General features: G+C 60.7%; 21 protein-coding genes. 9 read left to right on the top strand and 12 right to left on the bottom strand.

Annotated features, from left to right (window positions below; translation table 11 throughout):
* The first annotated feature begins 177 nt into the window (after window positions 1-177).
* Window positions 178-1,254, top strand: a complete 1,077-nt coding sequence (locus AC1DH9_RS07640; RefSeq protein ID WP_477808001.1) for a 3-deoxy-7-phosphoheptulonate synthase — start codon at window positions 178-180, stop codon at window positions 1,252-1,254.
* 63 nt (window positions 1,255-1,317) lie between these two features.
* On the opposite strand, the gene AC1DH9_RS07635 is transcribed toward AC1DH9_RS07640, so the two are convergent.
* Window positions 1,318-1,599 (bottom strand): GNAT family N-acetyltransferase, encoded by a 282-nt coding sequence (locus AC1DH9_RS07635; protein WP_019692933.1) that lies wholly within the window; start codon window positions 1,597-1,599, stop codon window positions 1,318-1,320.
* A gap of 635 nt (window positions 1,600-2,234) precedes the next feature.
* Between AC1DH9_RS07635 and oprI the strand changes: the two genes are divergently transcribed.
* Window positions 2,235-2,486 carry an outer membrane lipoprotei OprI gene (gene oprI / locus AC1DH9_RS07630; RefSeq protein WP_002553018.1) on the top strand — a complete coding sequence of 84 codons (252 nt, stop codon included), beginning with the start codon at window positions 2,235-2,237 and terminating at the stop codon, window positions 2,484-2,486.
* Between the two features lie 124 nt (window positions 2,487-2,610).
* On the opposite strand, the gene AC1DH9_RS07625 is transcribed toward oprI, so the two are convergent.
* The 3 genes from AC1DH9_RS07625 to AC1DH9_RS07615 form a co-directional block, all read right to left on the bottom strand.
* A complete protein-coding gene (locus tag AC1DH9_RS07625) occupies window positions 2,611-3,579 on the bottom strand; it encodes a L,D-transpeptidase family protein (RefSeq protein WP_427547161.1) in 969 nt (322 codons plus the stop codon).
* Window positions 3,580-3,682: 103 nt separating this feature from the next.
* Complete coding sequence (locus tag AC1DH9_RS07620) at window positions 3,683-3,976, bottom strand: hypothetical protein (RefSeq protein ID WP_427533087.1); 294 nt, start codon at window positions 3,974-3,976, stop codon at window positions 3,683-3,685.
* A gap of 57 nt (window positions 3,977-4,033) precedes the next feature.
* The gene (locus AC1DH9_RS07615; protein WP_054596339.1) at window positions 4,034-4,639 is read right to left on the bottom strand and encodes an arylesterase; all 606 of its coding nucleotides are present in this window, start codon (window positions 4,637-4,639) and stop codon (window positions 4,034-4,036) included.
* Between the two features lie 10 nt (window positions 4,640-4,649).
* On the opposite strand from AC1DH9_RS07615, the gene AC1DH9_RS07610 reads away from it, so the two are divergent.
* From AC1DH9_RS07610 to greB, 3 genes are read left to right on the top strand one after another with little or no spacing between them, the layout of a single operon-like run.
* Complete coding sequence (locus AC1DH9_RS07610; RefSeq protein ID WP_103315652.1) at window positions 4,650-5,336, top strand: ABC transporter ATP-binding protein; 687 nt, start codon at window positions 4,650-4,652, stop codon at window positions 5,334-5,336.
* Complete coding sequence (locus AC1DH9_RS07605; RefSeq protein WP_477808000.1) at window positions 5,336-7,840, top strand: ABC transporter permease; 2,505 nt, start codon at window positions 5,336-5,338, stop codon at window positions 7,838-7,840. Before AC1DH9_RS07610 ends, AC1DH9_RS07605 begins: the two co-directional genes overlap by 1 nt.
* 34 nt (window positions 7,841-7,874) lie before the next feature.
* Complete coding sequence (greB, locus tag AC1DH9_RS07600; protein WP_477807999.1) at window positions 7,875-8,372, top strand: transcription elongation factor GreB; 498 nt, start codon at window positions 7,875-7,877, stop codon at window positions 8,370-8,372.
* A 14-nt stretch (window positions 8,373-8,386) separates the two neighbouring features.
* Here the strand turns inward: greB and AC1DH9_RS07595 are convergent, their stop codons facing one another.
* The 3 genes from AC1DH9_RS07595 to AC1DH9_RS07585 all read right to left on the bottom strand — a co-directional run bounded on the left by AC1DH9_RS07595 (window position 8,387) and on the right by AC1DH9_RS07585 (window position 10,905).
* Window positions 8,387-8,695, bottom strand: coding sequence for a class I SAM-dependent methyltransferase (locus AC1DH9_RS07595; protein ID WP_427533091.1), 309 nt, complete (start codon window positions 8,693-8,695; stop codon window positions 8,387-8,389).
* 250 nt (window positions 8,696-8,945) lie between these two features.
* Complete coding sequence (locus AC1DH9_RS07590; RefSeq protein ID WP_427538951.1) at window positions 8,946-9,380, bottom strand: DoxX family protein; 435 nt, start codon at window positions 9,378-9,380, stop codon at window positions 8,946-8,948.
* A 103-nt stretch (window positions 9,381-9,483) separates the two neighbouring features.
* Window positions 9,484-10,905 (bottom strand): MltF family protein, encoded by a 1,422-nt coding sequence (locus tag AC1DH9_RS07585; RefSeq protein ID WP_427538954.1) that lies wholly within the window; start codon window positions 10,903-10,905, stop codon window positions 9,484-9,486.
* A gap of 233 nt (window positions 10,906-11,138) precedes the next feature.
* Here AC1DH9_RS07585 and AC1DH9_RS07580 point away from each other — a divergent pair, with 233 nt between their 5' ends.
* The 3 genes from AC1DH9_RS07580 to AC1DH9_RS07570 all read left to right on the top strand — a co-directional run bounded on the left by AC1DH9_RS07580 (window position 11,139) and on the right by AC1DH9_RS07570 (window position 14,059).
* Window positions 11,139-11,945: a TatD family hydrolase gene (locus AC1DH9_RS07580; RefSeq protein WP_054596332.1), complete on the top strand. Its 807-nt coding sequence runs from the start codon at window positions 11,139-11,141 to the stop codon at window positions 11,943-11,945.
* A 109-nt stretch (window positions 11,946-12,054) separates the two neighbouring features.
* Window positions 12,055-13,536 (top strand): methyl-accepting chemotaxis protein, encoded by a 1,482-nt coding sequence (locus AC1DH9_RS07575; RefSeq protein WP_427538957.1) that lies wholly within the window; start codon window positions 12,055-12,057, stop codon window positions 13,534-13,536.
* Window positions 13,537-13,696: 160 nt separating this feature from the next.
* Window positions 13,697-14,059: a terminase gene (locus AC1DH9_RS07570; RefSeq protein WP_427538960.1), complete on the top strand. Its 363-nt coding sequence runs from the start codon at window positions 13,697-13,699 to the stop codon at window positions 14,057-14,059.
* Window positions 14,060-14,064: 5 nt separating this feature from the next.
* Here AC1DH9_RS07570 and AC1DH9_RS07565 read toward each other — a convergent pair whose 3' ends face one another.
* The 3 genes from AC1DH9_RS07565 to AC1DH9_RS07555 form a co-directional block, all read right to left on the bottom strand.
* Window positions 14,065-14,862: an acyl-CoA thioesterase gene (locus AC1DH9_RS07565; RefSeq protein WP_427538963.1), complete on the bottom strand. Its 798-nt coding sequence runs from the start codon at window positions 14,860-14,862 to the stop codon at window positions 14,065-14,067.
* A gap of 122 nt (window positions 14,863-14,984) precedes the next feature.
* The gene (locus AC1DH9_RS07560; protein WP_427538966.1) at window positions 14,985-15,752 is read right to left on the bottom strand and encodes a CHAD domain-containing protein; all 768 of its coding nucleotides are present in this window, start codon (window positions 15,750-15,752) and stop codon (window positions 14,985-14,987) included.
* A 97-nt stretch (window positions 15,753-15,849) separates the two neighbouring features.
* Window positions 15,850-16,128 carry a hypothetical protein gene (locus AC1DH9_RS07555; protein WP_054596327.1) on the bottom strand — a complete coding sequence of 93 codons (279 nt, stop codon included), beginning with the start codon at window positions 16,126-16,128 and terminating at the stop codon, window positions 15,850-15,852.
* Window positions 16,129-16,350: 222 nt separating this feature from the next.
* On the opposite strand from AC1DH9_RS07555, the gene AC1DH9_RS07550 reads away from it, so the two are divergent.
* Window positions 16,351-17,388: a patatin-like phospholipase family protein gene (locus AC1DH9_RS07550; protein WP_427538969.1), complete on the top strand. Its 1,038-nt coding sequence runs from the start codon at window positions 16,351-16,353 to the stop codon at window positions 17,386-17,388.
* A gap of 152 nt (window positions 17,389-17,540) precedes the next feature.
* Here AC1DH9_RS07550 and AC1DH9_RS07545 read toward each other — a convergent pair whose 3' ends face one another.
* Window positions 17,541-18,239, bottom strand: coding sequence for a response regulator (locus tag AC1DH9_RS07545; RefSeq protein WP_427538972.1), 699 nt, complete (start codon window positions 18,237-18,239; stop codon window positions 17,541-17,543).
* A gap of 48 nt (window positions 18,240-18,287) precedes the next feature.
* On the bottom strand, window positions 18,288-20,633 hold a 2,346-nt coding region (locus AC1DH9_RS07540; RefSeq protein WP_477807998.1), incomplete at its 5' end, for a DUF4118 domain-containing protein.

The following is a 20,633-nucleotide window of genomic DNA, read 5'->3' as shown; positions in this document are numbered from 1 at the left end:
CCACGAGACCGTCCGACAGGCCTTTGCGCAGTAAGCGCTGGATAAACCCGCGCCTGCCCATTGTCGAGCCACCGCGTAACGCGCTAAGGTTCGGCTCCCCGCTGCGCTTAAATCATGCTGTGCTCCGCCGCGCGGGGATCGCTGGCGGCCGGCACCCGTGACCTGACGAGTAACACGATGGCTGATTTACCGATCAATGACCTAAACGTCGCCTCCAACGAGACGCTGATCACTCCTGACCAGCTCAAGCGTGATATCCCCCTGAGCGACGCTGCCCTGCGCACCGTGACCAAGGGCCGCGAAGTGATTCGCAMTATCCTGGATGGCACCGACCACCGCCTGTTCGTCGTTATCGGGCCTTGCTCGATCCACGACATCAAGGCTGCACACGAATATGCCGAGCGCCTCAAGGTACTCGCCGCTGAAGTGTCCGATACCCTGTATCTGGTCATGCGGGTCTATTTCGAGAAACCACGGACCACCGTCGGCTGGAAAGGCCTGATCAACGACCCGTACCTGGATGACTCGTTCAAGATTCAGGACGGCCTGCACATTGGCCGTCAGTTGCTGCTGGATCTGGCCGAGATGGGCCTGCCAACGGCGACCGAAGCACTTGACCCGATCTCGCCACAGTACCTGCAAGACCTGATCAGCTGGTCGGCGATTGGCGCGCGCACCACCGAATCCCAGACGCACCGTGAAATGGCTTCGGGCCTTTCCTCGGCAGTCGGCTTCAAGAACGGCACCGACGGCGGCCTGACGGTTGCCATCAACGCCCTGCAGTCGGTGTCCAGCCCGCACCGTTTCCTGGGGATCAACCAGGAAGGTGGCGTGTCGATCGTCACCACCAAAGGCAATGCCTACGGTCACGTGGTGCTGCGCGGTGGCAACGGCAAACCGAACTACGATTCGGTCAGCGTCGCGCTCTGCGAGCAAGCGCTGAACAAGGCGAAGATCAAGCCGAACATCATGGTCGACTGCAGCCACGCCAACTCCAACAAGGATCCGGCGCTGCAACCGCTGGTGATGGAGAACGTGGCCAACCAGATCCTCGAAGGCAACCAGTCGATCATCGGCCTGATGGTCGAAAGCCATTTGAACTGGGGTTGCCAGGCGATTCCAAAAGACCTCGCCGAGTTGCAATACGGCGTGTCGATCACCGACGCCTGCATCGATTGGACCGCTACCGAAAAGACCTTGCGCAGCATGCATGCCAAGCTCAAGGATGTGCTGCCGAAACGCCAGCGTACCTGAGCGCATTCAGCGCACACAAAAACGCCGGGCTAAGCCCGGCGTTTTTTTATTCGGTAATCCTGCTCAGAGCTTGGCCGCATGCCGCTGGTGACGCTCCATGTAGCGCTCCACATAGGAGCACGACGGAATGACTGTGTAGCCCATTTCCTCGGCGTACTGCAGCGCCTGTTCGGTCAACGCCGCCGCAATACCGCGACCACGCAACGCGTTGGGCACGAAAGTACGATAGATATCCAGGGTCTGTTTCCCCAGATCCATATAGGTCAGGTAGGCACGATGACCGTCCACATTGGTCTCGAACTGATGACCAGCCTGGTCATGGTGGATGGACAACGCCTCGCTCATCACTACTCCTCGCGGGTCTTGAACTGACCCCTACCTTACCGATGTTTTCCCGGCGAAGGAACCTCTACGCCACCCCGTGTCTGTTTGGACACCGAGAAGAACTGCACCCATCTCGCGCAACCGGACACATTTCGAATAGTAGGCACCAAAGGCTGAAATGCTCAAGGCGCACTTGTCATCACGTCGATTGCGCAGGTTCAGCGCAGGGCACGTAGTGGCGGCTCGACCGAACATCTCCCCTGGTCGATAGCCTGAACATTGCCGGATGTTGAGACTTAAGACGAACCGGGCTTGTTAAAGTCACCTCTACATGCACAAAGAGGCGTGAGCCGCTCCGCAAATTCTGAACAAAAGTGTAGACGAATCGATATAGAGCGACTTTGGCTCTAGAGCGTGAAACAGTCGTAAACGTCTGTCAGCTATACAAGCAGGTCGCTCAGGGCGGGCTTCCCAGCTGACTAATTTTTATACAACACGATTAAAAGTTGCTCGAAAAAGATTCCGCGCCTACAATTTTTTTTGCTTCTTGCGCTACGTCAGTTTACTTACTACAAGTAATGGGTAGTATGTACGCCGGCTATTTCCTCACTCTGAGGAGACAGCTACTTAATAGAAAGTCCTTGAAGGGGAACACGATGAACAACGTTCTGAAATTCTCTGCTCTGGCTCTGGCCGCAGTTCTGGCTACCGGTTGCAGCAGCGTATCGAAAGAAACCGAAGCACGTCTGACTGCTACTGAAGACGCAGCAGCTCGCTCCCAGGCTCGTGCAGACGAAGCTTACCGTAAAGCTGATGAAGCTCTGGCTGCTGCTCAAAAAGCACAACAGACTGCTGACGAAGCTAACGAGCGTGCTCTGCGCATGCTGGACAAAGCTAGCCGCAAGTAATAGTCCTTCGGGATTGTTATCAAGCCGATCCATTTTTTGGGTCGGCTTTTTTTTGCCCGGACTTTATCGAGGGCAATAAAAAACCCACCGACGCCATGAGGCCCCGGCGGGTCGTTTGAAGCGCTTACTGCAGGTCGATCGGTACAGCCGACGCCACAGGCGTGGAGGTATTCGGTACGGCGATTTCCACCGGCATGCCATCTTCAGCGGCGACCACGTCGCGCACCACATCCCAGTTCATGCGCAGGTTTTTGGCCAGATCTTCACGCTTGAGCAAAGCGTTGATCACAGCGGTGTGCTTGTCGACCACCGATGGGTTGCCAGTGTCGTCCAGCGGTGTATGCGCCTCCAGGTAAACCTTGCCGCCACTCACGCCGAACTTGTACGGGTCGTTGAGGATCCGCACCGACGTTCCCACCGGCACCATGCCGGCCATTTCCAGCACATTGTTGTTGAACATGCGGAAGCAGCCATGGCTGGTACGCATGCCGATACCAAACTTCTTGTTCGAACCGTGAATCAGGTAGCCCGGTGTGCCCAGCGTGAACTTGAACGGCCCCAGAGGGTTGTCAGGGCCGGCCGGCACGACGTTTGGTAGCGGATCGCCATCGGCGGCGTGCTCGGCCTTGATCGAGGCTGGAGGAGTCCAGGTCGGGTTCGGCGTTTTGGCAGTGATGCTGGTGTGGGCGATTGGCGAGCCCCAGCCTTCACGACCGATACCCAGCGGGAAGGTGTACACCACGTTCCGGCCTTTGGGGTAGTAGTAGAGGCGATACTCGGCCAGGTTGATCACGATGCCTTCACGCGGGCCCGGTGGCAGGATAAAACGCGTTGGCAGCACGACTTCGGTGCCAGCACCTGGCAACCACGGATCGACACCCGGGTTGGCGGCGACCATTTCCAGGTAGCCCAGATCGTAGGTGGTGCCCAGATCGGCAAAGGTGTCTTCGTACTTGGCTTTGACTGTTTGCACCTGGCCGACGATATCTTCGCCCGGCGGCGGTAAAGGCAGCTCCAATGCTGCAACGGGACCCGCTACACACAAGGCGGCAAGAGACAAGTAGCGGGTGACGGCAGGAAAGCGCGGCAGCATCCGGAACATCCTTCGTATGATCAACAGAGGGTATGGGGGCAAGATTGTACACCGAAGGCCCCGAATTCGGGGAGCCGGGTCGATGGACTGCCCTTTGGGGGCTTTACAGTTCGAAGCGCAACTCAGGCCAGATCGGCGATGTACCGCGCTTCTGCGATTCGAGGATCGCCCGGCACAGCGAGCACAGTCGCTGGTCCTGAAACACCGTCCGGTCGACACTCGACCAGCGCGGCTGCGCCGGCAACAAAGTGCCGCACAGGGTACGGTCGGCCGAGCCGCCCAACTCCAGTTGTCGCGCCACCAGATGCACCCGGACTTCCTGGCAGGCGAACAGATCCAGCTGTTCGTCAGGCTCGATCAGTTGGTAGGCAAACAGGGACCAGGCAGGACGCGGCATCGAGGGCTCCAAATCAGGGGGCGCCACATTAGCCGAAAGACTGCCGCTAGAAAAGCGTCATAGCAGTGGTTTTAGCGTAGGCCAGACATTTTCCAGCAACTTGCCCTGCGCCGCGACCGCCGGGTGAATGCCATCGGCCTGCATCAGCTCGGGATTCCCGCCGATTCCCTGAAGAAAAAACGGTACCAGCGGGACCTTTTTCTCCTCGGCCAGATCGCTGTAGACCTTCGCGAAAGCCTCGGTGTAGCGCACCCCATAATTGGGTGGCAATTGCATACCCAGCAGCAGCACCCTGGCACCGCTCGCCCTGGCGTTGTCGATCATCGACGCAAGATTTTGTTGCAATTGCGTTGGCAGCAATCCACGCAGCCCGTCGTTGCCCCCCAATTCGAGAATTACCACCTCAGGCTTATGCTCCACAAGCAGCGCCGGCAGGCGTGCCTGACCGCCGGCACTGGTGTCGCCACTGATGGATGCATTGACCACCGTCTCGGTGAAACCTTCGTGCTTGAGCCGCTGTTCAAGCAACGACACCCACCCTTGCCGGGTATCCAGGCCGAAAGCTGCGCTGATACTATCGCCAACGATCAGGACTGTACCCGCCGCTGCGTTCTGGGCCATGCACATCAAGGCCAGGCCAGCACTCAAAAACCACACACGCATCGGACTCTCCATGGGCGCAAGCATTCTCACTGCGCGGAACCTTAGCAAAGTGGTTCCCAGCGCGGAAGGTGAACTGACCATCCTGCACGAACTCAACCTGGAACTGAACAAGGGCGACAGCCTGGCCATCGTCGGCAGTTCCGGCTCTGGCAAATCTACCCTGCTGGGTTTGCTGGCCGGCCTTGATCTGCCCAGCAGCGGCGAAGTCACCCTTGCCGGGCAAGCCCTGAGTAATCTGGATGAAGACCAGCGCGCGCGGATACGCGCCGAGCATGTCGGCTTCGTGTTCCAGTCGTTCCAGTTGCTCGACAGCCTCAACGCCCTGGAAAACGTCATGTTGCCGCTCGAGCTGGACGGCCGCAAAGACGCCCGCGAACGCGCCACCGAACTGCTGCGCCGCGTTGGTCTTGGCCAACGCCTGAGCCATTCGCCACGCCAGCTTTCCGGTGGAGAACAACAGCGCGTGGCGATCGCCCGGGCATTTGCCGCCGAACCCGATGTGCTGTTTGCCGATGAACCCACCGGCAACCTCGACACGCACACCGGCGAGCACATCAGCGACCTGCTCTTCGAACTCAATAAGGAAAGCGGCACGACCCTGGTCCTGGTGACCCACGACGAGCGCCTGGCACACCGCTGCCACCGCCTGATCCGCCTTGAAGCCGGCCTGTTGGTCGTCGCCCCTCTGGAGCCTTGATGGCACGTTTGCCGCTGTTGCGCCTGTTCAGCCTCGCCATTCGCCAATTGCTGCGCGATGCCCGCGCCGGAGAGCTGCGGGTGTTGTTCTTCGCCCTGCTGGTCGCCGTGGCGGCGAGTACCGCCATCGGCTATTTTGGTGCCCGCCTGAATGGCGCCATGCTGCTGCGCGCCACCGAGTTTCTGGGGGCGGATATGCTGCTGGAAGGCAGCTCGCCCGCGCGCCCGGAACAAATACAATCCGGCAAGGAGCTGGGGCTGCAACACGCTCAAGTGGTGGAGTTTTCCAGCGTCATCGCCACCGACAACGGCATCCAGCTGTCGAGCATCAAAGCGGTCGACGGGGTCTATCCATTACGCGGCCAGCTGAAAAGCGCGCCCGCGCCGTTCGCTCCCGAAGAGGCCGGTGGAAGTCCGAAACCGGGCGAAGCCTGGGCCGAGGCACGCCTGCTGACGGCACTGAATCTGAAGGTCGGCGACAACATCGATGTCGGCCTGAAAACCCTGCACCTGACTCGCGTGCTGACCTATGAACMGGACCGTGCCGGCAATTTCTACAGCCTTACGCCCCGGGTAATGATCAATCTTGCCGACCTGGCCGCCACCGGCGTGGTCCAGCCCGGCAGCCGGGTCAGTTACCACGAACTCTGGCGCGGTAGCGCACCGGCCCTGGAATCCTATCGACAACTGGTCAAACCGGGGCTGGCCGCCAACCAGCGCCTGCAGGATGCCCGCGACGGCAACCGGCAAATCGGCGGAGCCCTGGGCAAAGCCGAACGTTACTTGAACATGGCCAGCCTGGTCGCCGTGCTGTTGTCCGGCGTTGCCGTGGCGCTCTCGGCGACCCGATTCGCCACCCGCCGCTTCGACGCCAGCGCGCTGTTGCGCTGCCTGGGGTTATCGCGTCGGGAAACCCTGCTGCTGTTCAGCGTACAACTGACCGTGCTCGGCCTGCTGGCCAGCCTCAGCGGCGCCCTCCTCGGCTGGCTTGCGCAGTTGGGGTTGTTCGCCTTGTTGGGTGAATTGCTGCCCAGCGATGTACCACCGGGTGGGCTGCTGCCGGCCGCCGCCGGGATCGGCACCGGACTGGTCGCCCTCGCCGGGTTCGCCCTGCCGCCACTGGCGGCACTGGGTCGCGTACCACCGCTGCGGGTACTGCGCCGCGACATACTGCCAATCCCTTCCAGCACCTGGATGGTTTACGGCACCGCATTGGCAGCCTTGGGACTGATCATGTGGCGCTTGAGCCTGGACCTGCTGCTGACCTTCGCCCTGCTCGGTGGCGGGGTCATCGCCGCACTGGTCCTCGGCGGCCTGTTGCTGCTGGTACTCAACAGCCTGCGACGCCTGCTGGCCCGTGCGTCCTTACCCTGGCGCCTGGGGCTGGGCCAATTGCTGCGTCACCCGCTGGCAGCGGCGGGACAATCGCTGGCCTTCGGCTTGATTCTGTTGTCGATGGCGCTGATCGCCCTGCTGCGCGGTGAATTGCTGGACACCTGGCAAAACCAGTTGCCAAAAAACGCTCCCAACTACTTTGCACTGAATATTTTGCCCGCCGACAAACAGGCCTTCACTGATCGGTTGATCGAACTCTCTGCTCAATCCGCGCCACTGTATCCGGTGGTACCAGGACGGCTGATCAGCATCAACGGCCAACCGGTGCAAGGCATTGTCAGCAAGGACACCGAAGGTGATCGGGCCATCCAGCGTGATCTGAGCCTGACCTGGGCTGCCGACCTGCCCGCCGGCAACAGCATCACGGCCGGTAGCTGGTGGTCTGCGCAGCCGACAGGCGACGTACCCGGTGTTTCGGTGGAAGGCAACGTGGCCGAGAGCCTGAAGCTCAAGCTCGGCGATCACCTGGTTTTCACCGTCGGCGGGATTAACCGCGAGGCGCAGGTCACCAGCTTGCGCAAGATCAACTGGGACAACTTCCAGCCGAACTTCTTCATGATCTTCCAGCCCGGCACCTTGAAAGACCTGCCGGCTRCCTACCTGACCAGTTTTTACCTGGCGGCCGGTCACGACCAACAGATCATCGACCTGGCGCGAGCGTTCCCGGCGGTGACCATTCTGCAGGTCGAAGCCTTGCTGGCGCAGCTGCGCAGCATCCTTGAGCAAGTCACGCTGGCGGTCGAGTACGTGTTGTTGTTCGTGCTGGCGGCCGGCATGGCAGTGCTGTTTTCCGGCTTGCAGGCGACGCTCGATGAGCGCATTCGCCAAGGTGCGCTGCTACGTGCGCTGGGCGCCGAACGGCAGTTGCTGGTCAAGGCGCGGCGGATCGAGTTCGGTTTGCTCGGTGCGGTCAGCGGTTTACTCGCAGCGCTGGGCTCGGAACTGGTGAGCCTGGTGCTTTACCGCTATGCGTTCGATCTGGCCTGGCACCCGCATCCGTGGCTGCTGTGGCTGCCGGTGATCGGCGCGCTGCTGATCGGCGGTGCGGGTGTGTTCGGTACTCGTCGGGCGCTGAATGCCAGCCCACTGACAGTCTTGCGCGAGGGTTGATAAACTTGATGCCTCCTGACCAAAAGAAACCGCAATGAGCCGCTACCGCCCTCCTCGCACCGCCGGCACCGCCCTCATCACGCCTGAGGGCGAAGCGCGGATGCGTGCCGAGTTCCATGAGCTCTGGCATGTACGCCGCCCCCAGGTGACCCAATCGGTCAGCGAGGCTGCTGCGCAGGGCGACCGCTCTRAAAACGCCGAGTACACCTACGGCAAAAAGATGCTGCGCGAGATCGACAGCCGCGTGCGGTTTCTCACCAAGCGGCTGGAAGCGCTCAAGGTTGTCAGCGAAAAACCCAGTGACCCGAACAAGGTCTACTTTGGGGCCTGGGTGACCATCGAAGATGAACACGGCAAAGAGTCGCGCTATCGCATCGTCGGCCCGGATGAACTTGATCTCAAACTAGGCTTGATCAGCATCGATTCACCGCTGGCGCGGGCCTTGATCGGCAAAGCGCTGGATGCCGAAGTCCAGGTTCAGACGCCTACTGGCGAGCAGTTCGTGTATATCGTCGCAATCGACTATCCCTGAATCTCGGCAAGACCTCAGCGACGGGTAATCAACCCTTGGCGAGCAACGCGTGTCAGTTGCCTGATCACTTCGGCTGCGTCTTCGGCGCTGGGCGACTGGATCACCGCCAGATCGAAGCTGTCGCTGGCAAAGCGCGCCAGCGATTCGCCGTCTTCGACAAACTGGATCAGGAACGCTGCCGGGCCGCCAGTACGACGTGGCCAGCCATCGAGATAACGCAGCAGTGTCGGCTGATGATTACCGCCAAGGAGGATTTTTGGATTGCGCTGGGTCGGGTGTGCCGTGATCGGCGCAGGACGTACTTGGGGGCGTAGTGCATTCATCGTGTCGTGTCTCTGCCTCAAAAGTCTGCATGGCAGGTGAGAGGCAACACCGAACCAGCGCTTTAGCGGTATTTCGAAGCCTGTTTCAAGCTTCTATCGGTAACCGGATGAGTTACCTGGCGCCCCGCAAGTAGCTGTTTAAATCGGCGCATGGCAAACATCCTAGAGAAGCCGACAGGACAGTGTCAAGAATCTCGCGCAACAAAAAAAAGACCCGCACAAGGCGGGTCTTTTGGTTGAGTCAGAGCCGTCAGCCGGTAATGGCACGATCGACCGACAACTTGCCTGCGCCTTCGATCAGTACGGCGATGCTGACGCCGAGCAGGGTCAGGGCATATTCATAGCCGTTGTTGGCCATGAACAAACCATTGTGAATGTGCACCGAGAAAATGGCGACCAGTGAGAGGAAGGCTAGCCCCAGCGCTGCCGGGCGTGCCAACAGACCGATGACCAGCGCCAGACCGGCGAAGAACTCGGTACCACCAGCCAGGATCGCCATCAGGTGACCCGGTGCCAGGCCGATGCTTTCCATGTACTGCGCGGTGCCGGCAATGCCATAACCGCCGAACATGCCGAAGAGTTTCTGTGCGCCGTGGGCCGCGAAGATAAGGCCGACGAAGATCCGCATAACGGTCAGACCGTAGCCAGCGCGGGTGGACAGTACCTTGTTGATCAGTGTGCTCATGCTATGTCATCCAGTGTAAGTGTGTGTTGGTTGACCGCTATATTAATCAGTAAACATAATGTTAAAAGCGCAAAAAACCCGCCATAACAATCAGTTTAGTCGATCATTTACGTGAGACAACTTTCTGACCTTGAGGCTCCAATGACTCCCGTTCCCGGTCATATGCCAAAAAGTATTTATTCACACTATTAACATAGCTGACAGGACCCATTCCCACCTGCTCCATAGCAATGCGCTCGACCTGGAAAAACCACTGATTGGGGTTCAAGCCGCGGCGCCGGGCCTCGGCACGCATCCCCTGAACACGTTCCGGCCCAAGGTTGTAGGCCGCCAGGACGAATGCCATGCGCTCACGCTCGTTGAGCTTCGGGCTGGCGAAAAACTTGCGACGGATCAGTGCCAGGTACTTGGCCCCGGCCTGCACATTGTTGTCCACGGACTGAATGTTATTGACCCCGACCCGTTGCGCCGCCGACGGGGTAATTTGCATCAGTCCGGTTGGACCGCTGCCGCTGCGGGCGCTGGGCTCCAACGCCGATTCCTTGAACGCCAGCGCCGCCAGGTTCAACCAGTCCATGCCCTGTTCCCGGGCGTGCTTTTGCAAGACCGGGCGCAGCTTCTCAAGACGTTGGCGGTCGGCGCGGTCCAGCGGGTAGTGAACCTGATACAGGCGTCGGTAAATACGCAGGAAAGCCACATCCTCATCGGACGGGGTCTTATAGGCTTGCAGAAAACGATCAATGCTCGCTCGCAACATCGATGCATCACGACGGACGAACCAGTACTCCTTGCCCGGCTCGCTGATGACCACCTGGCGATCGAAACGCAGCTTGGGCAGGATCTTGCCCCAGCGCTCGGCAATCGGTTGCTCGACGATGGTCAGGTGAAAAATCCCGCCCTGCACCATCTCCAGCACGTCTTCGACCGCCAGGCTCGGGTCGACCCATTCGACCTTGACCGGTGGCAGTTTGTGCAGCGCCAGCTTCTGATTGATCTGGTTGATTGCCTCACCGGCCGTGCTACCGGCGGGCAGCGCCAGGGTTTTACCGGAAAGTTGTTCAAGCCGGGTATAGCGGCGTTCGCCCTTGATCCCCACCAGCAGCAACGGCACGCTTGCGCCAATCGGCTCGCTGGTACTGACCGCGTGCGCGGACTGCGCATCGAGCAACTCCCCCGGTGCTACCAGGTCACCCTCGCCGCGCTGTAACGCGCCGAGCAATTGATCCTTGGCTTTGGGGATGATCTTGAGGGAGATTTCCTGGCCGTCACGGGCATGGCCATTGAGGTACTGTTCGAAGGCTCGCAGGCGATGGTATTCAACGCCGATGGCCTGGCCCTGGACCTCGCCGGAACTGTTCCGGCTCTGATTGACCAGCACCCGCAATACGCGGCTGCCGCGGATTTCCGCCAGATCGCGGACCTTGCCCGACTGAACGGCTTCCAAGGGACCCGCCAACCGCGCAACGGCCGGCATCGGCAGCAGCATCGACAAGCACAGCACTAGCAAAACCTGGAGTCGTGTCATCCGTTCTCCGGAAAGAATACTGTCCAACGTCTCGATATTTCGAGCCGTGGGTCGACAGAAACAGAGCGCCTGGAGCGCTGGCAGAGTGCGAAAGAGTGCAGCCGCGACGGCCAACTGGCCCGTCGAAGCTCTCTTCCGGCATCAAAAGACAGCTTTAACTCTTTGTAGTTCTTGGTTTTTATTATAAATCTACAGCTCTGGTATGCTTTCCGGCCAAAGGCTAGGGTCACACCATGCAACTCATCGATATCGGCGTCAACCTGACCAACCCCAGTTTCGCCGACAAACACCAGGCGGTACTCGATCGCGCCTATGCCGCTGGCGTCTGCCAATTGGTGCTCACCGGCACCAGTGTCGAAGGCAGTGAACAGGCCCTGGAGCTGTGCCAGCAACTGGACGAAACCGGGCAGCGGTTGTTCTCCACCGCCGGTATCCACCCGCATTCGGCCAGTGACTGGAATGCCGACAGCGCTCAGCGCCTGCGCAGTTTGCTCAAAGAACCCAACGTGCGGGCGGTCGGCGAATGCGGACTGGATTTCAATCGGGACTTCTCTCCGCGTCCGCAACAGGAAAAAGTACTCGAAGAGCACCTGGCAATGGCCGTCGAACTGCAACTGCCCGTCTTCCTCCATGAACGCGACGCCAGCCAGCGCCTGCTGGAAATCCTGCGCGACTACCGCGACCAGCTACCGGCCGCCGTGGTGCATTGCTTTACCGGCGAGAAGCGGGCGCTGTTCAGCTACCTGGACCTCGACCTGCATATCGGCATCACCGGCTGGATCTGTGACGAACGTCGCGGCACTCACTTGCACCCGCTGGTCCGCGAGATCCCGCGCGGGCGCTTGATGCTAGAAAGCGATGCGCCGTACCTGTTGCCCCGCAGCCTGCGCCCCAAACCCAAGAACGGGCGCAATGAACCGGCGTATCTGACCGAAGTGCTGCGAGAAGTAGCCTTGCATCGTGGCGAAAGCCTGGAAGACGTAGCCGCTCACAGCACCGCGTGTGCGCGAGCGTTTTTCGGGTTGCCGTCGGTTGATTGAACCCGCTACACCAGGATCATCATTGATCCACATCAAAAAGCCCTTCGCTGAGTAGCGGCACAATGCTGGCACCTTGCCAATACTGTTTCCGCTATCAGAGAAGACCTCCATGGGTGCCTGGCTTAGCAACATTTCGCTGAAATACAAATTCTGGGCGGTCAACGCGGTCGCCTTCGTCACCACCCTGCTGCTGGTACTGTATGCCGTGCAGCTGGAGCAACAAGCACGCAACCAGGCCTCACAGCAGTCAGCCGTCGCTCAAGCGCGGCTGATCAGCGGCTGGCCGGTCGGCCAGGCCTTGCCTGAAGCCGCGCACTTCCTGAGTTTCGGCAAAGGCCAGATCCCCCTGCTGAACCAACAGCCATTGCCCGAGTTGAACAACGCCAATGGCTGGGTTGAAATCAATGACATGCCTCTGTTTGGCGAGAACCCGTTGATCGGTGCCGAGGTGCTTTCGCGCACCAACGGCGAGCAGATCGCCGTTCTGGCCTATGGCCCGAGTTTGAGCCAGGTGTTCGGCGAACGATTCGCCAACTACGCGGCAGCCGTGTTCATCCTGATGTTGGCGATGCTTGGTGCCTCGCAACTGTTGATCCGTTTTCTGCTCGCCCAGCTCAACACCCTCAAGGACGTGATGCTGCACGTCGAAAAAACCGGCGACCTGTCGGCTCGCGTGCCACTGTCCTGCACCGATGAGGTGGGCCAGATGGCCAGCGCCTTCAACGCCATGCAGGCCGGCTACCAGCGCGTGGTCAACACCGTGGCCAATACTGCGCGCCAACTGGATCTCGGCGCGGCGCGCCTGGCCGCCAGCATGAACGACGTACGCCACGGCATGCTCGGCCAACAAAGTGAAACCGATCAGGCCGCCACCGCGATCAATGAGATGTCGGCCACGGTTTATCACATCGCCCAACATGCCGGCGCCACTCGCGACCTCTCGCAAACCGCCGACAGCCTCGCCGGCAGCGGCCAGGAAGTGGTCAGCCGGGTACAACAGTCCATCGCCGGACTGTCCACCGGGGTTCAGCAAACCGCCGAGATGATTCAGCGTCTCGCCGAAGACAGCCAGAAAATCAACGGCGTGGTCAGTGTGATTCACAGCATCGCCGAGCAGACCAACCTGCTGGCCCTGAACGCCGCCATCGAAGCCGCACGCGCCGGGGAAATGGGCCGGGGCTTTGCGGTGGTCGCCGATGAAGTGCGCAATCTGGCCAAACGGGTGCAGACGTCTACTGATGAAATCACCAGCATGATCTCGGCGCTGCAAGCCGGTACACGGGATGCGGTGGACTTCATGCAGGAAAGCTCGTTCAAGGCCGATGACTGTGTGCAGCAGGCTCAAGAAGCTGGCGCCGCACTGGCAGAGATCACCGGTGCTGTAGCGCAAATGCGCGAAAGCAACACCCAGATTGCCGTGGCGGCGGAACAGCAGAGCCAGGTGGCAGAAGAGATGAACCGCGCAGTGGTGAGCATCCGTGACGTCACCGTGAACACCGTGCAGCAGACTGTGGATTCGGCCACCACCAGCAATGAACTGGCGACACTGGCGGGTGAGTTGAGCAAGGCGATCGGGCAGTTGAAGCTTTGAGGGACCTGTGGGAGCGAGCCTGCTCGCGATGGGGCCAGACCAGTCAACATCAATGTTGGCCATGACACCTATCGGACCGATAGCCAACCTTGATTCGCCGCCTGCCATTGCCCCACCTATCCTTCAATCATGTGTTCAACACGGATCGAGGATTACCCACATGGGCAAACGTCACCCCAACCTTCCCGCCTGGCAATGGCGTGCATACCCGCAAAACCACCAGCACCCGACCAATCTGGTGTTGCACCTGATTGCCGTGCCGCTGTTCATCGTGGCGTTTCTGCTGATCGTTTCCGGGGTGTTCGGCCTGAGTTTTCTGAACGTCGCCATTGGCGTCGTCGGCCTGCTTGCAGCACTTGGCTTGCAACGCCACGGTCACAGCCTGGAGGTGCTAGCCTCCGAGCCGTTCAGTGATCGCAAAGATGCGGTGTCGCGCTTGCTGGTCGAGCAATTCCTGACGTTCCCGCGTTTTGTCCTCAGCGGCGGCTGGTGGCGCGCCTGGCGCAAACGCCATCATCGCTGAAGGTCTTACGCGAAAATAGTCACCGTCTGCCGGCTCAACGCAATCAACTGCCCTTCAGCGCTCCACAGCGCTGCGGCGGCGTGGCCATATCCGTCACGGGCGTGTTCGATTTCCACGAGATATTTGCACCAGTCCAGCGTGCTCAACGCCTGCAACGGCTGAACGAATTCGATGGTCCAGGTCAGGGTGCTGCCGGCCGCCGGTTTTTTCAGGTGCGGCAGYAATGCCGGAGGCCAGGCATCCACCAGCGCCAGAATGTGCGCCTCGGTGACCGGCTCTTCCTTGACGTCGCCACGCAAGCGAACCCAGCCGCCCATATCCCGGGATTTATTACCGGTGAACGGCAAACCGCCAACACTCCAACGCATCGCCAGATGGCGCATGAACTCGGGCGTCACGCCTTTGATGTAGGGCAGTTCCTGGCAATCGTCCCAGTGTTTCATCTCTGGCGCGGGCGCGGCCACCACCTCGACTTCGGAAGGACGCGAAGCGCCAAAGCTGCCCTGAACCAGGGTCACCACCTGCCCGTTCTGCACGGCTCGCCCCAGCACCTGGCTGACCGCTTTGCCTTCGCGCAGCACATCCACTTCAAAACTCACGGGCACACCGGGTTCGACCGGACCGACAAAGGTGATCGCCAACGAACGCACCGGGCGATCCGCCGGGACTTTCGCGCGCATGGCTTCGTACTGCAACGCCGCGACCAGACCACCGAAACTGGCGCGCCCCTGGGCCCACTCCGCGGGAATAGACAGCTCGTGCGGCGAACTGCGCACGGCGTCGAGCAAATCGGAAAAGCGCATGGAAACCTCAAGGCGGGGAAAGAATTGAACGATCTTAACCAGCCAACAGCGCCTGTACAGCGCCCATTCCGGCCAAAGAGGCTGACAGATAGGCCGCCAACGGCTACGAAAGGCAATCCACGTCAGGCTTTGAAGCAAGCCGAGATGAGTTTGTCGAGCACCCGATCGGCGCGACTTTCAGCCTTGGTCATGGTTGTTCGCCAGTCGGCCACGCAAGGCAGCAAGTCGGGCTCATGCTCGGCACGGGCCAACCATTGCCAGCAATCGTGCCAGTCGCCGAGCGCTTCCTGTGCCGATTTGAGACGCGGCATGGCAGCTTCGGGCAAGCGATCCAGTTCCGGGTAGGCTTCGATCCCATAGCGCACACGCTTGATCAACAGACGCAGGCGATGGCGGTCATGCGCGGGATCGTGCAGGGCCACATCCAGCGCTTTCCATTGTTTGGCCAGGCGCTTCTCGATGCGCGTACGCAAACCCTTGAGCAAGCCTTGACGCTGGGAGGCGCGCAAAAAGCGCGGAAAGGCGTCGAGAATCATCAAAAGCTGCGCCACTTCCGGGCTGTCGGCCACAGCCGGATAGGCTTGCGCCATTTGCACCATCCGGCGCCTGGCTGCGTGCGCGTGACCGTGTGCCAGCAAATATGCCGCCAGCACTTCGCGGTCGCGCAGCGGCGTGGTCAGGCCTCCGACACCTGCCGCCGCCGCTTCGAGTTGTTCGACACCGGGCAAACCGCGCAATGGCCGCAGCAGGCTGCGCAAACGGCGAACCGTCGTGCGCAAGTCATGCAGCGCTTCCGCGTCGGTGCTGGCGCTCAAGCGCGCCTGGCAGGCCAGCAAACGCACTTCCAGCCCCAACACCTTGGCCACCAACCGATTCACCAACGCAGACATCGCTCTCTCCCAAGTCGATAACCAACATCAGATCGCACGTTTACGCCCATGCTGTCGGTAAAACCGGGGGCCGACATGGCGCAAGGTGGAGGTGGATTCAACGCCCTGCGCGGGATTCGCGAATATAGAAGCGTGCTTTCTCGGCTTTTTTAGTGCAGCCCTCATAGGCCTCGAACTGCTGCTGGGTCTTGGCCCCGGTCAACAGCGAAAGTGCCTTGGAGTAACTCACRGTACCAGCGAAACCTTCGGCCTTGGCAATGTCCAGCTCCTGCCAGGCGGCATCCAGTTGACTACCGCAACTGTCGCGGTAAGCAGATTTTCCCGCGCAACCGGCAAGCACCAACGCGATCAATGGCAGACAGATCCAGGCTTTCATCAATGATTCCTCAAGGTATAAAAAACAATCGTGCAGGTAAGACGGCCAATGCTGCAAAAAGTGCCTTGGTCCACCCATGGAAACTATAGCGCTCGCGAGAGTACCCATGTGCCGTTATTGAGTATCGAAAAAACGACGGTAACAGCGTCTCAGAGTCAGCATGATTGAAGCACGCCCCCCATTGGGTGCATTGTTGAAGCCTGTTTGATGAAGGGGCGAGTCATGAAAAAGCGTGTCGCATTGGTGCTGGGCTCAGGTGGCGCCCGAGGCTATGCCCATATCGGAGTTATCCAGGAAATCGAAAGACGCGGTTATGACATCGCCTGTATCGCCGGTTGCTCCATGGGCGCCGTGGTCGGCGGTATATACGCCGCCGGCAAACTCAACGATTACCGCGACTGGATCGAGAGCCTGGATTACCTTGATGTACTGCGCCTGGTGGACGTGAGCTTTCGTCTTGGGGCGATACGCGGCGAGAAAGTCTTCGGGCAGATCCGCAAGATTGTCGGCGAGATCAACATCGAAGACCTGCGCATCCCCTACACGGCCGTCGCCACCGACCTGACCAACCAGCAGGAAATCTGGTTCCAGGAAGGCTGCCTGCACCAGGCGATGCGCGCCTCGGCGGCGATCCCCAGCCTGTTCACACCGGTCATGCAAGGCAATCGCATGCTGGTCGACGGCGGCCTGCTCAATCCTCTGCCGATTGTTCCGGTGGTCTCGAGCCATTGCGACCTGATCATTGCGGTCAACCTCAACGCGACCAACCAGCGGCACTATCAGTTGCCAGTGATCCAGCGCCCTGCCGCGTTCAAAAGCCGCTTCGACAACCTGCTCAACTCGCTCGGTTCACGCCTGCCGTTCCGCCGCAAACAGGCCGAACAATTGCTGCTTCTGGAACAGGAAGCACTGCGCAGTGAAGCCGCCGAAATCAACCCCTGGATCGAATCCGCCGAGCCCGAAGCGCAACAACCCGCTGCCGCCCCGGAAGGCGACGGGGCGCCGAAATCGGCCACGGGCTCATTTATCATCGACAACGTTGGCCCAGCCTCGTTGCTGGACTTGATCAACCAAAGCTTCGAAGTGATGCAAACGTCGTTGGCGCAGTACAAGATCGCCGGTTATCCACCGGACATCCTGATCAACGTGCCAAAGCGGGTTTGCCGTTTTTTCGAGTTCTACAAGGCGCCGGAGCTGATCGCGCTGGGACAGGAAATTGCCCGGGATACGCTGGATCGGTATGAGAATGAGCGCGATTGAGGATTTGGAGACTCTCGAGTGACTGTCCGGGCCTCTTCGCGAGCAGGCTCGCTCCCACAGTGAATCTTCACTGTTCACACAATTTGTGCTCAGCACCGAACCAATGTGGGAGCGAGCCTGCTCGCGATAGCGATTGACCAAACAACGCTGGACTACAGGCAAGCCTCATTCAACAACCGATACCCCACCCCCGCCTCGGTCAGGATAAACCTCGGCCGGGTCGGGTCATCCGCCAGTTTCTGACGCAGATGCCCGACCACAATCCGTAAGTAATGGCTGTCTTCGGTGTGGGTCGGGCCCCAGATGTCCTTGAGCAGTTGCTGCTGGGTGATGACCCGCCCGGCGTGGCGCGCCAGTTGCGCCAGCACCGAGTACTCCTTGCGGGTCAGCGCCACCTCGGCACCGTCCAGCAATACCCGCCGGTACGCCAGATCGACCGTCAACGGGCCGAATTTGAGCGCCGCTTCCTGGGCTTCACCCGCTGGAGCCTGCCGCAACAAGGCGCGGATCCGCGCCAGAAACTCCTGAATACCGAACGGCTTGGTCACGTAGTCGTTGGCGCCGCCATCCAGCGCCTCGACTTTCTGCCCTTCGCTGGCGCGCACTGACAGGACCAGCACCGGCACTGTCGACCATTCACGGAATTCGCGCAGCACTTGCTGGCCGTCCATGTCAGGCAGGCCGAGATCAAGCACCAGCAAGTCCGGCTTGTTCAGCGCGGCCTGGGCCAGGCCCTCGTTGCCGGTGCCGGCCTCAAGTACTTTGTAGCCCTGGGAGGCCAGGCTGATGCGCAGGAATTTGCGGATCTGCGGTTCATCATCAATAACCAAAATGGTCGTGGTCTGGCTCATGGTTCCAAATCAGGCAAAGTAAGTGGCGAGAGAGTAGCGCAGGCAGCATCAGGCTTCACTTTCAAACCCCGGCTGCTCCTGCAATGGCAAATGAATGGTGATGCAGGTGCCGCGCCCACCGATACCATCGGCGACGCTGATCCGCCCGCCATGGGCGCCGACCATGCCCTGGCAGATCGCCAGGCCCAGCCCGGTGCCCTGCCCGCCCCGATCACCACGGGCGGCGGTGTAGAACATGTCGAAGATCTTCGCGCGTTCCTCCTCGGGTATGCCCGGGCCCTCGTCACTCACGGAAAAAAACAGCTCGCTGTCACTGGCACCGGCACTCAGCTGCAAACGGCCATGGGCCGGCGAAAAGCGTGCGGCGTTTTCCAGCACATTCACCAGCGCCTGCTCGATCAATGCGGCATGCACATAGAGCAATGGCAACGCGCTCGGCACATCGGTGCTTACCTGCAACGGCGCCAGCACTGCACGCAAACGATTGAGCGAGCTGCCGACGATATCCGCCGGCGACACCCAATCACGCGCCAGCTTCAAAGCGCCGTGGCCCAGGCGCGTCATGTCCAGCAAATTCTGGATGTAGCGGTCGAGCCGTTCGGCTTCATCGCGGGTACCTTCCAGCAACTCGCGGCGATCCTCCAGCGGGATTGCCTCGCCCAGCGCCAGCAAGCTGTCGATGCTGCCGCGCATGGACGTCAGCGGTGTGCGCAAATCATGGGACACCGACGCCAGCAAAGCACTGCGCAATTGCTCGGTTTCACCGTGCAAACGTGCCGCCTCAAGGTCGTCGGCCAACTGCGCACGGGCCAGCGCTTGAGCCAGCGGCTGACTTAACGCAGTCAGCAAGCGTCGCCGCTGACCACTGAGCTGCTGACCCTCTTTCGGGCAAACACCGAGCAAGCCCAACGGCCCGTCGTCGACCKACAACGGCCACCACCACCAGCGACCGAACGGTAACGTGCCGGTGCCCATGCCGGCCGGTTGATCGTGCTGCCAGGCCCAGTCGGCGGCAGCACGCTCGGCTTCGGAAAACTGCAGCGGGCCACCGGTTTCGACCTTCCAGCCACCCTGCCCGTCACGGTTAACCAGACACAATTGCAGATCGTTCCAGCCAACCAAGTGTGCCGCCGCCGCGCTGATCACTGCTTGCCGGTCGGTGGCGGCGGTGAGCTTGCGCGACAGGTCGAGCAGTTCGCTGGTCTCTTGCTGCGTGTCGCGCAAGGCTTCCAGCTGGCGCCGCTGACGCGCCGCGAGGTTGCCGGTGAGCGCCGCCATCAGCAGGAAAAACAGCAGCGTCAACACGTCTTCCTCACGCTGAATCGCAAAGGAGAAGGTCGGCGGAATGAACAGGAAATCGTAGGTCAGAAATGACAACGCCGCACACGCCAGCGCCGGCCCGAGGCTGCTGCGTACCGCCACCAGCAACACCGCCGCGAGGAACACCAGCGAGATATTCGGCAGCGGCAAAATACTCGACACCGCCCACGCCAGAGCGCTGGCCAGCACCGTCGCCAACAGTGCCAGCGCATAGTCGAACCAGACCAACGAATGCGCCGAACGCTGATGCGGTTGATGCTGCTGTTCATCGCTGTCGAGGACGTTGATTTCCAGKCCACGGGCATTGCGCAACAAGCGTGAGGCCAAGCCGCCGCCGAACAGCCGACGACGCCAACGCTGACGCGACTGACCGACCAGCAGCAGGCTGGCACGCCGTTCGGTGGCGTGTTGAATCAGGGTTTTCGCCACTTCGCCAGCGCGCAGCAGCACCACTTCGCCGCCCAGCCGTTCAGCCAATTGCTGAGCGCTCTGCAGGCGCAAACGCGATTGCTCGTCGCGCACGGCGCCGTTGTCCACATGCACCAGGCTCCACGGCAAATGCCGACGCTGCGCGACCCGACTGGCATGTCGCACCAGACGCTCGGCCTGGGCATCGCCATCGACCCCCACCAACAAGCGACCGCGCACGGCCGGAGCCGCCTGGCCCAACTGTCGGTAGCCGCGACTCAGGTCATCATCGACCTGCGCCGCCGCGGTTTGCATCGCCAGTTCGCGCAGCGCCGTGAGGTTGGTTTGGGTGAAGAACGCATCGATCGCCGCTCGCGCCTGCTCCGGCACATAAACCTTGCCATCTCGCAATCGCTCGAGCAGCTCGCGCGGCGGCAGGTCGATCAACAGCAGTTCGTAGGCTTCTTGCAGCACCCAGTCAGGCAGGGTTTCGCGCACTTGCACGCCGGTGATCCCGCGCACCTGATCGTTAAGACTTTCCAGGTGCTGGACGTTGACCGTGGTGTACACGTCGATGCCCGCTGACAACAACTCCTGGATATCCTGCCAACGCTTGGCGTGGCGGCTGCCGGGGGCGTTGCTGTGAGCCAGTTCATCGACCAGCAC

Source organism: Pseudomonas sp. 05T35 (genome assembly GCF_056396605.1).
This window is presented reverse-complemented; position numbering and strand designations above follow the sequence as displayed.

Bases quoted from the DNA above. Each gene is read 5' to 3' on its own strand.
- AC1DH9_RS07585 (WP_427538954.1), bottom strand. From the start codon at position 10,905: ATGACACGACTCCAGGTTTTGCTAGTGCTGTGCTTGTCGATGCTGCTG.
- AC1DH9_RS07625 (WP_427547161.1), bottom strand. From the start codon at position 3,579: ATGCTGCCGCGCTTTCCTGCCGTCACCCGCTACTTGTCTCTTGCCGCC.
- AC1DH9_RS07550 (WP_427538969.1), top strand. From the start codon at position 16,351: ATGAAAAAGCGTGTCGCATTGGTGCTGGGCTCAGGTGGCGCCCGAGGC.
- AC1DH9_RS07575 (WP_427538957.1), top strand. From the start codon at position 12,055: ATGGGTGCCTGGCTTAGCAACATTTCGCTGAAATACAAATTCTGGGCG.
- AC1DH9_RS07545 (WP_427538972.1), bottom strand. From the start codon at position 18,239: ATGAGCCAGACCACGACCATTTTGGTTATTGATGATGAACCGCAGATC.
- AC1DH9_RS07560 (WP_427538966.1), bottom strand. From the start codon at position 15,752: ATGTCTGCGTTGGTGAATCGGTTGGTGGCCAAGGTGTTGGGGCTGGAA.
- AC1DH9_RS07620 (WP_427533087.1), bottom strand. From the start codon at position 3,976: ATGCCGCGTCCTGCCTGGTCCCTGTTTGCCTACCAACTGATCGAGCCT.
- AC1DH9_RS07635 (WP_019692933.1), bottom strand. From the start codon at position 1,599: ATGAGCGAGGCGTTGTCCATCCACCATGACCAGGCTGGTCATCAGTTC.
- AC1DH9_RS07610 (WP_103315652.1), top strand. From the start codon at position 4,650: ATGGGCGCAAGCATTCTCACTGCGCGGAACCTTAGCAAAGTGGTTCCC.
- AC1DH9_RS07590 (WP_427538951.1), bottom strand. From the start codon at position 9,380: ATGAGCACACTGATCAACAAGGTACTGTCCACCCGCGCTGGCTACGGT.
- AC1DH9_RS07595 (WP_427533091.1), bottom strand. From the start codon at position 8,695: ATGAATGCACTACGCCCCCAAGTACGTCCTGCGCCGATCACGGCACAC.
- AC1DH9_RS07570 (WP_427538960.1), top strand. From the start codon at position 13,697: ATGGGCAAACGTCACCCCAACCTTCCCGCCTGGCAATGGCGTGCATAC.
- AC1DH9_RS07615 (WP_054596339.1), bottom strand. From the start codon at position 4,639: ATGCGTGTGTGGTTTTTGAGTGCTGGCCTGGCCTTGATGTGCATGGCC.
- AC1DH9_RS07580 (WP_054596332.1), top strand. From the start codon at position 11,139: ATGCAACTCATCGATATCGGCGTCAACCTGACCAACCCCAGTTTCGCC.
- oprI (WP_002553018.1), top strand. From the start codon at position 2,235: ATGAACAACGTTCTGAAATTCTCTGCTCTGGCTCTGGCCGCAGTTCTG.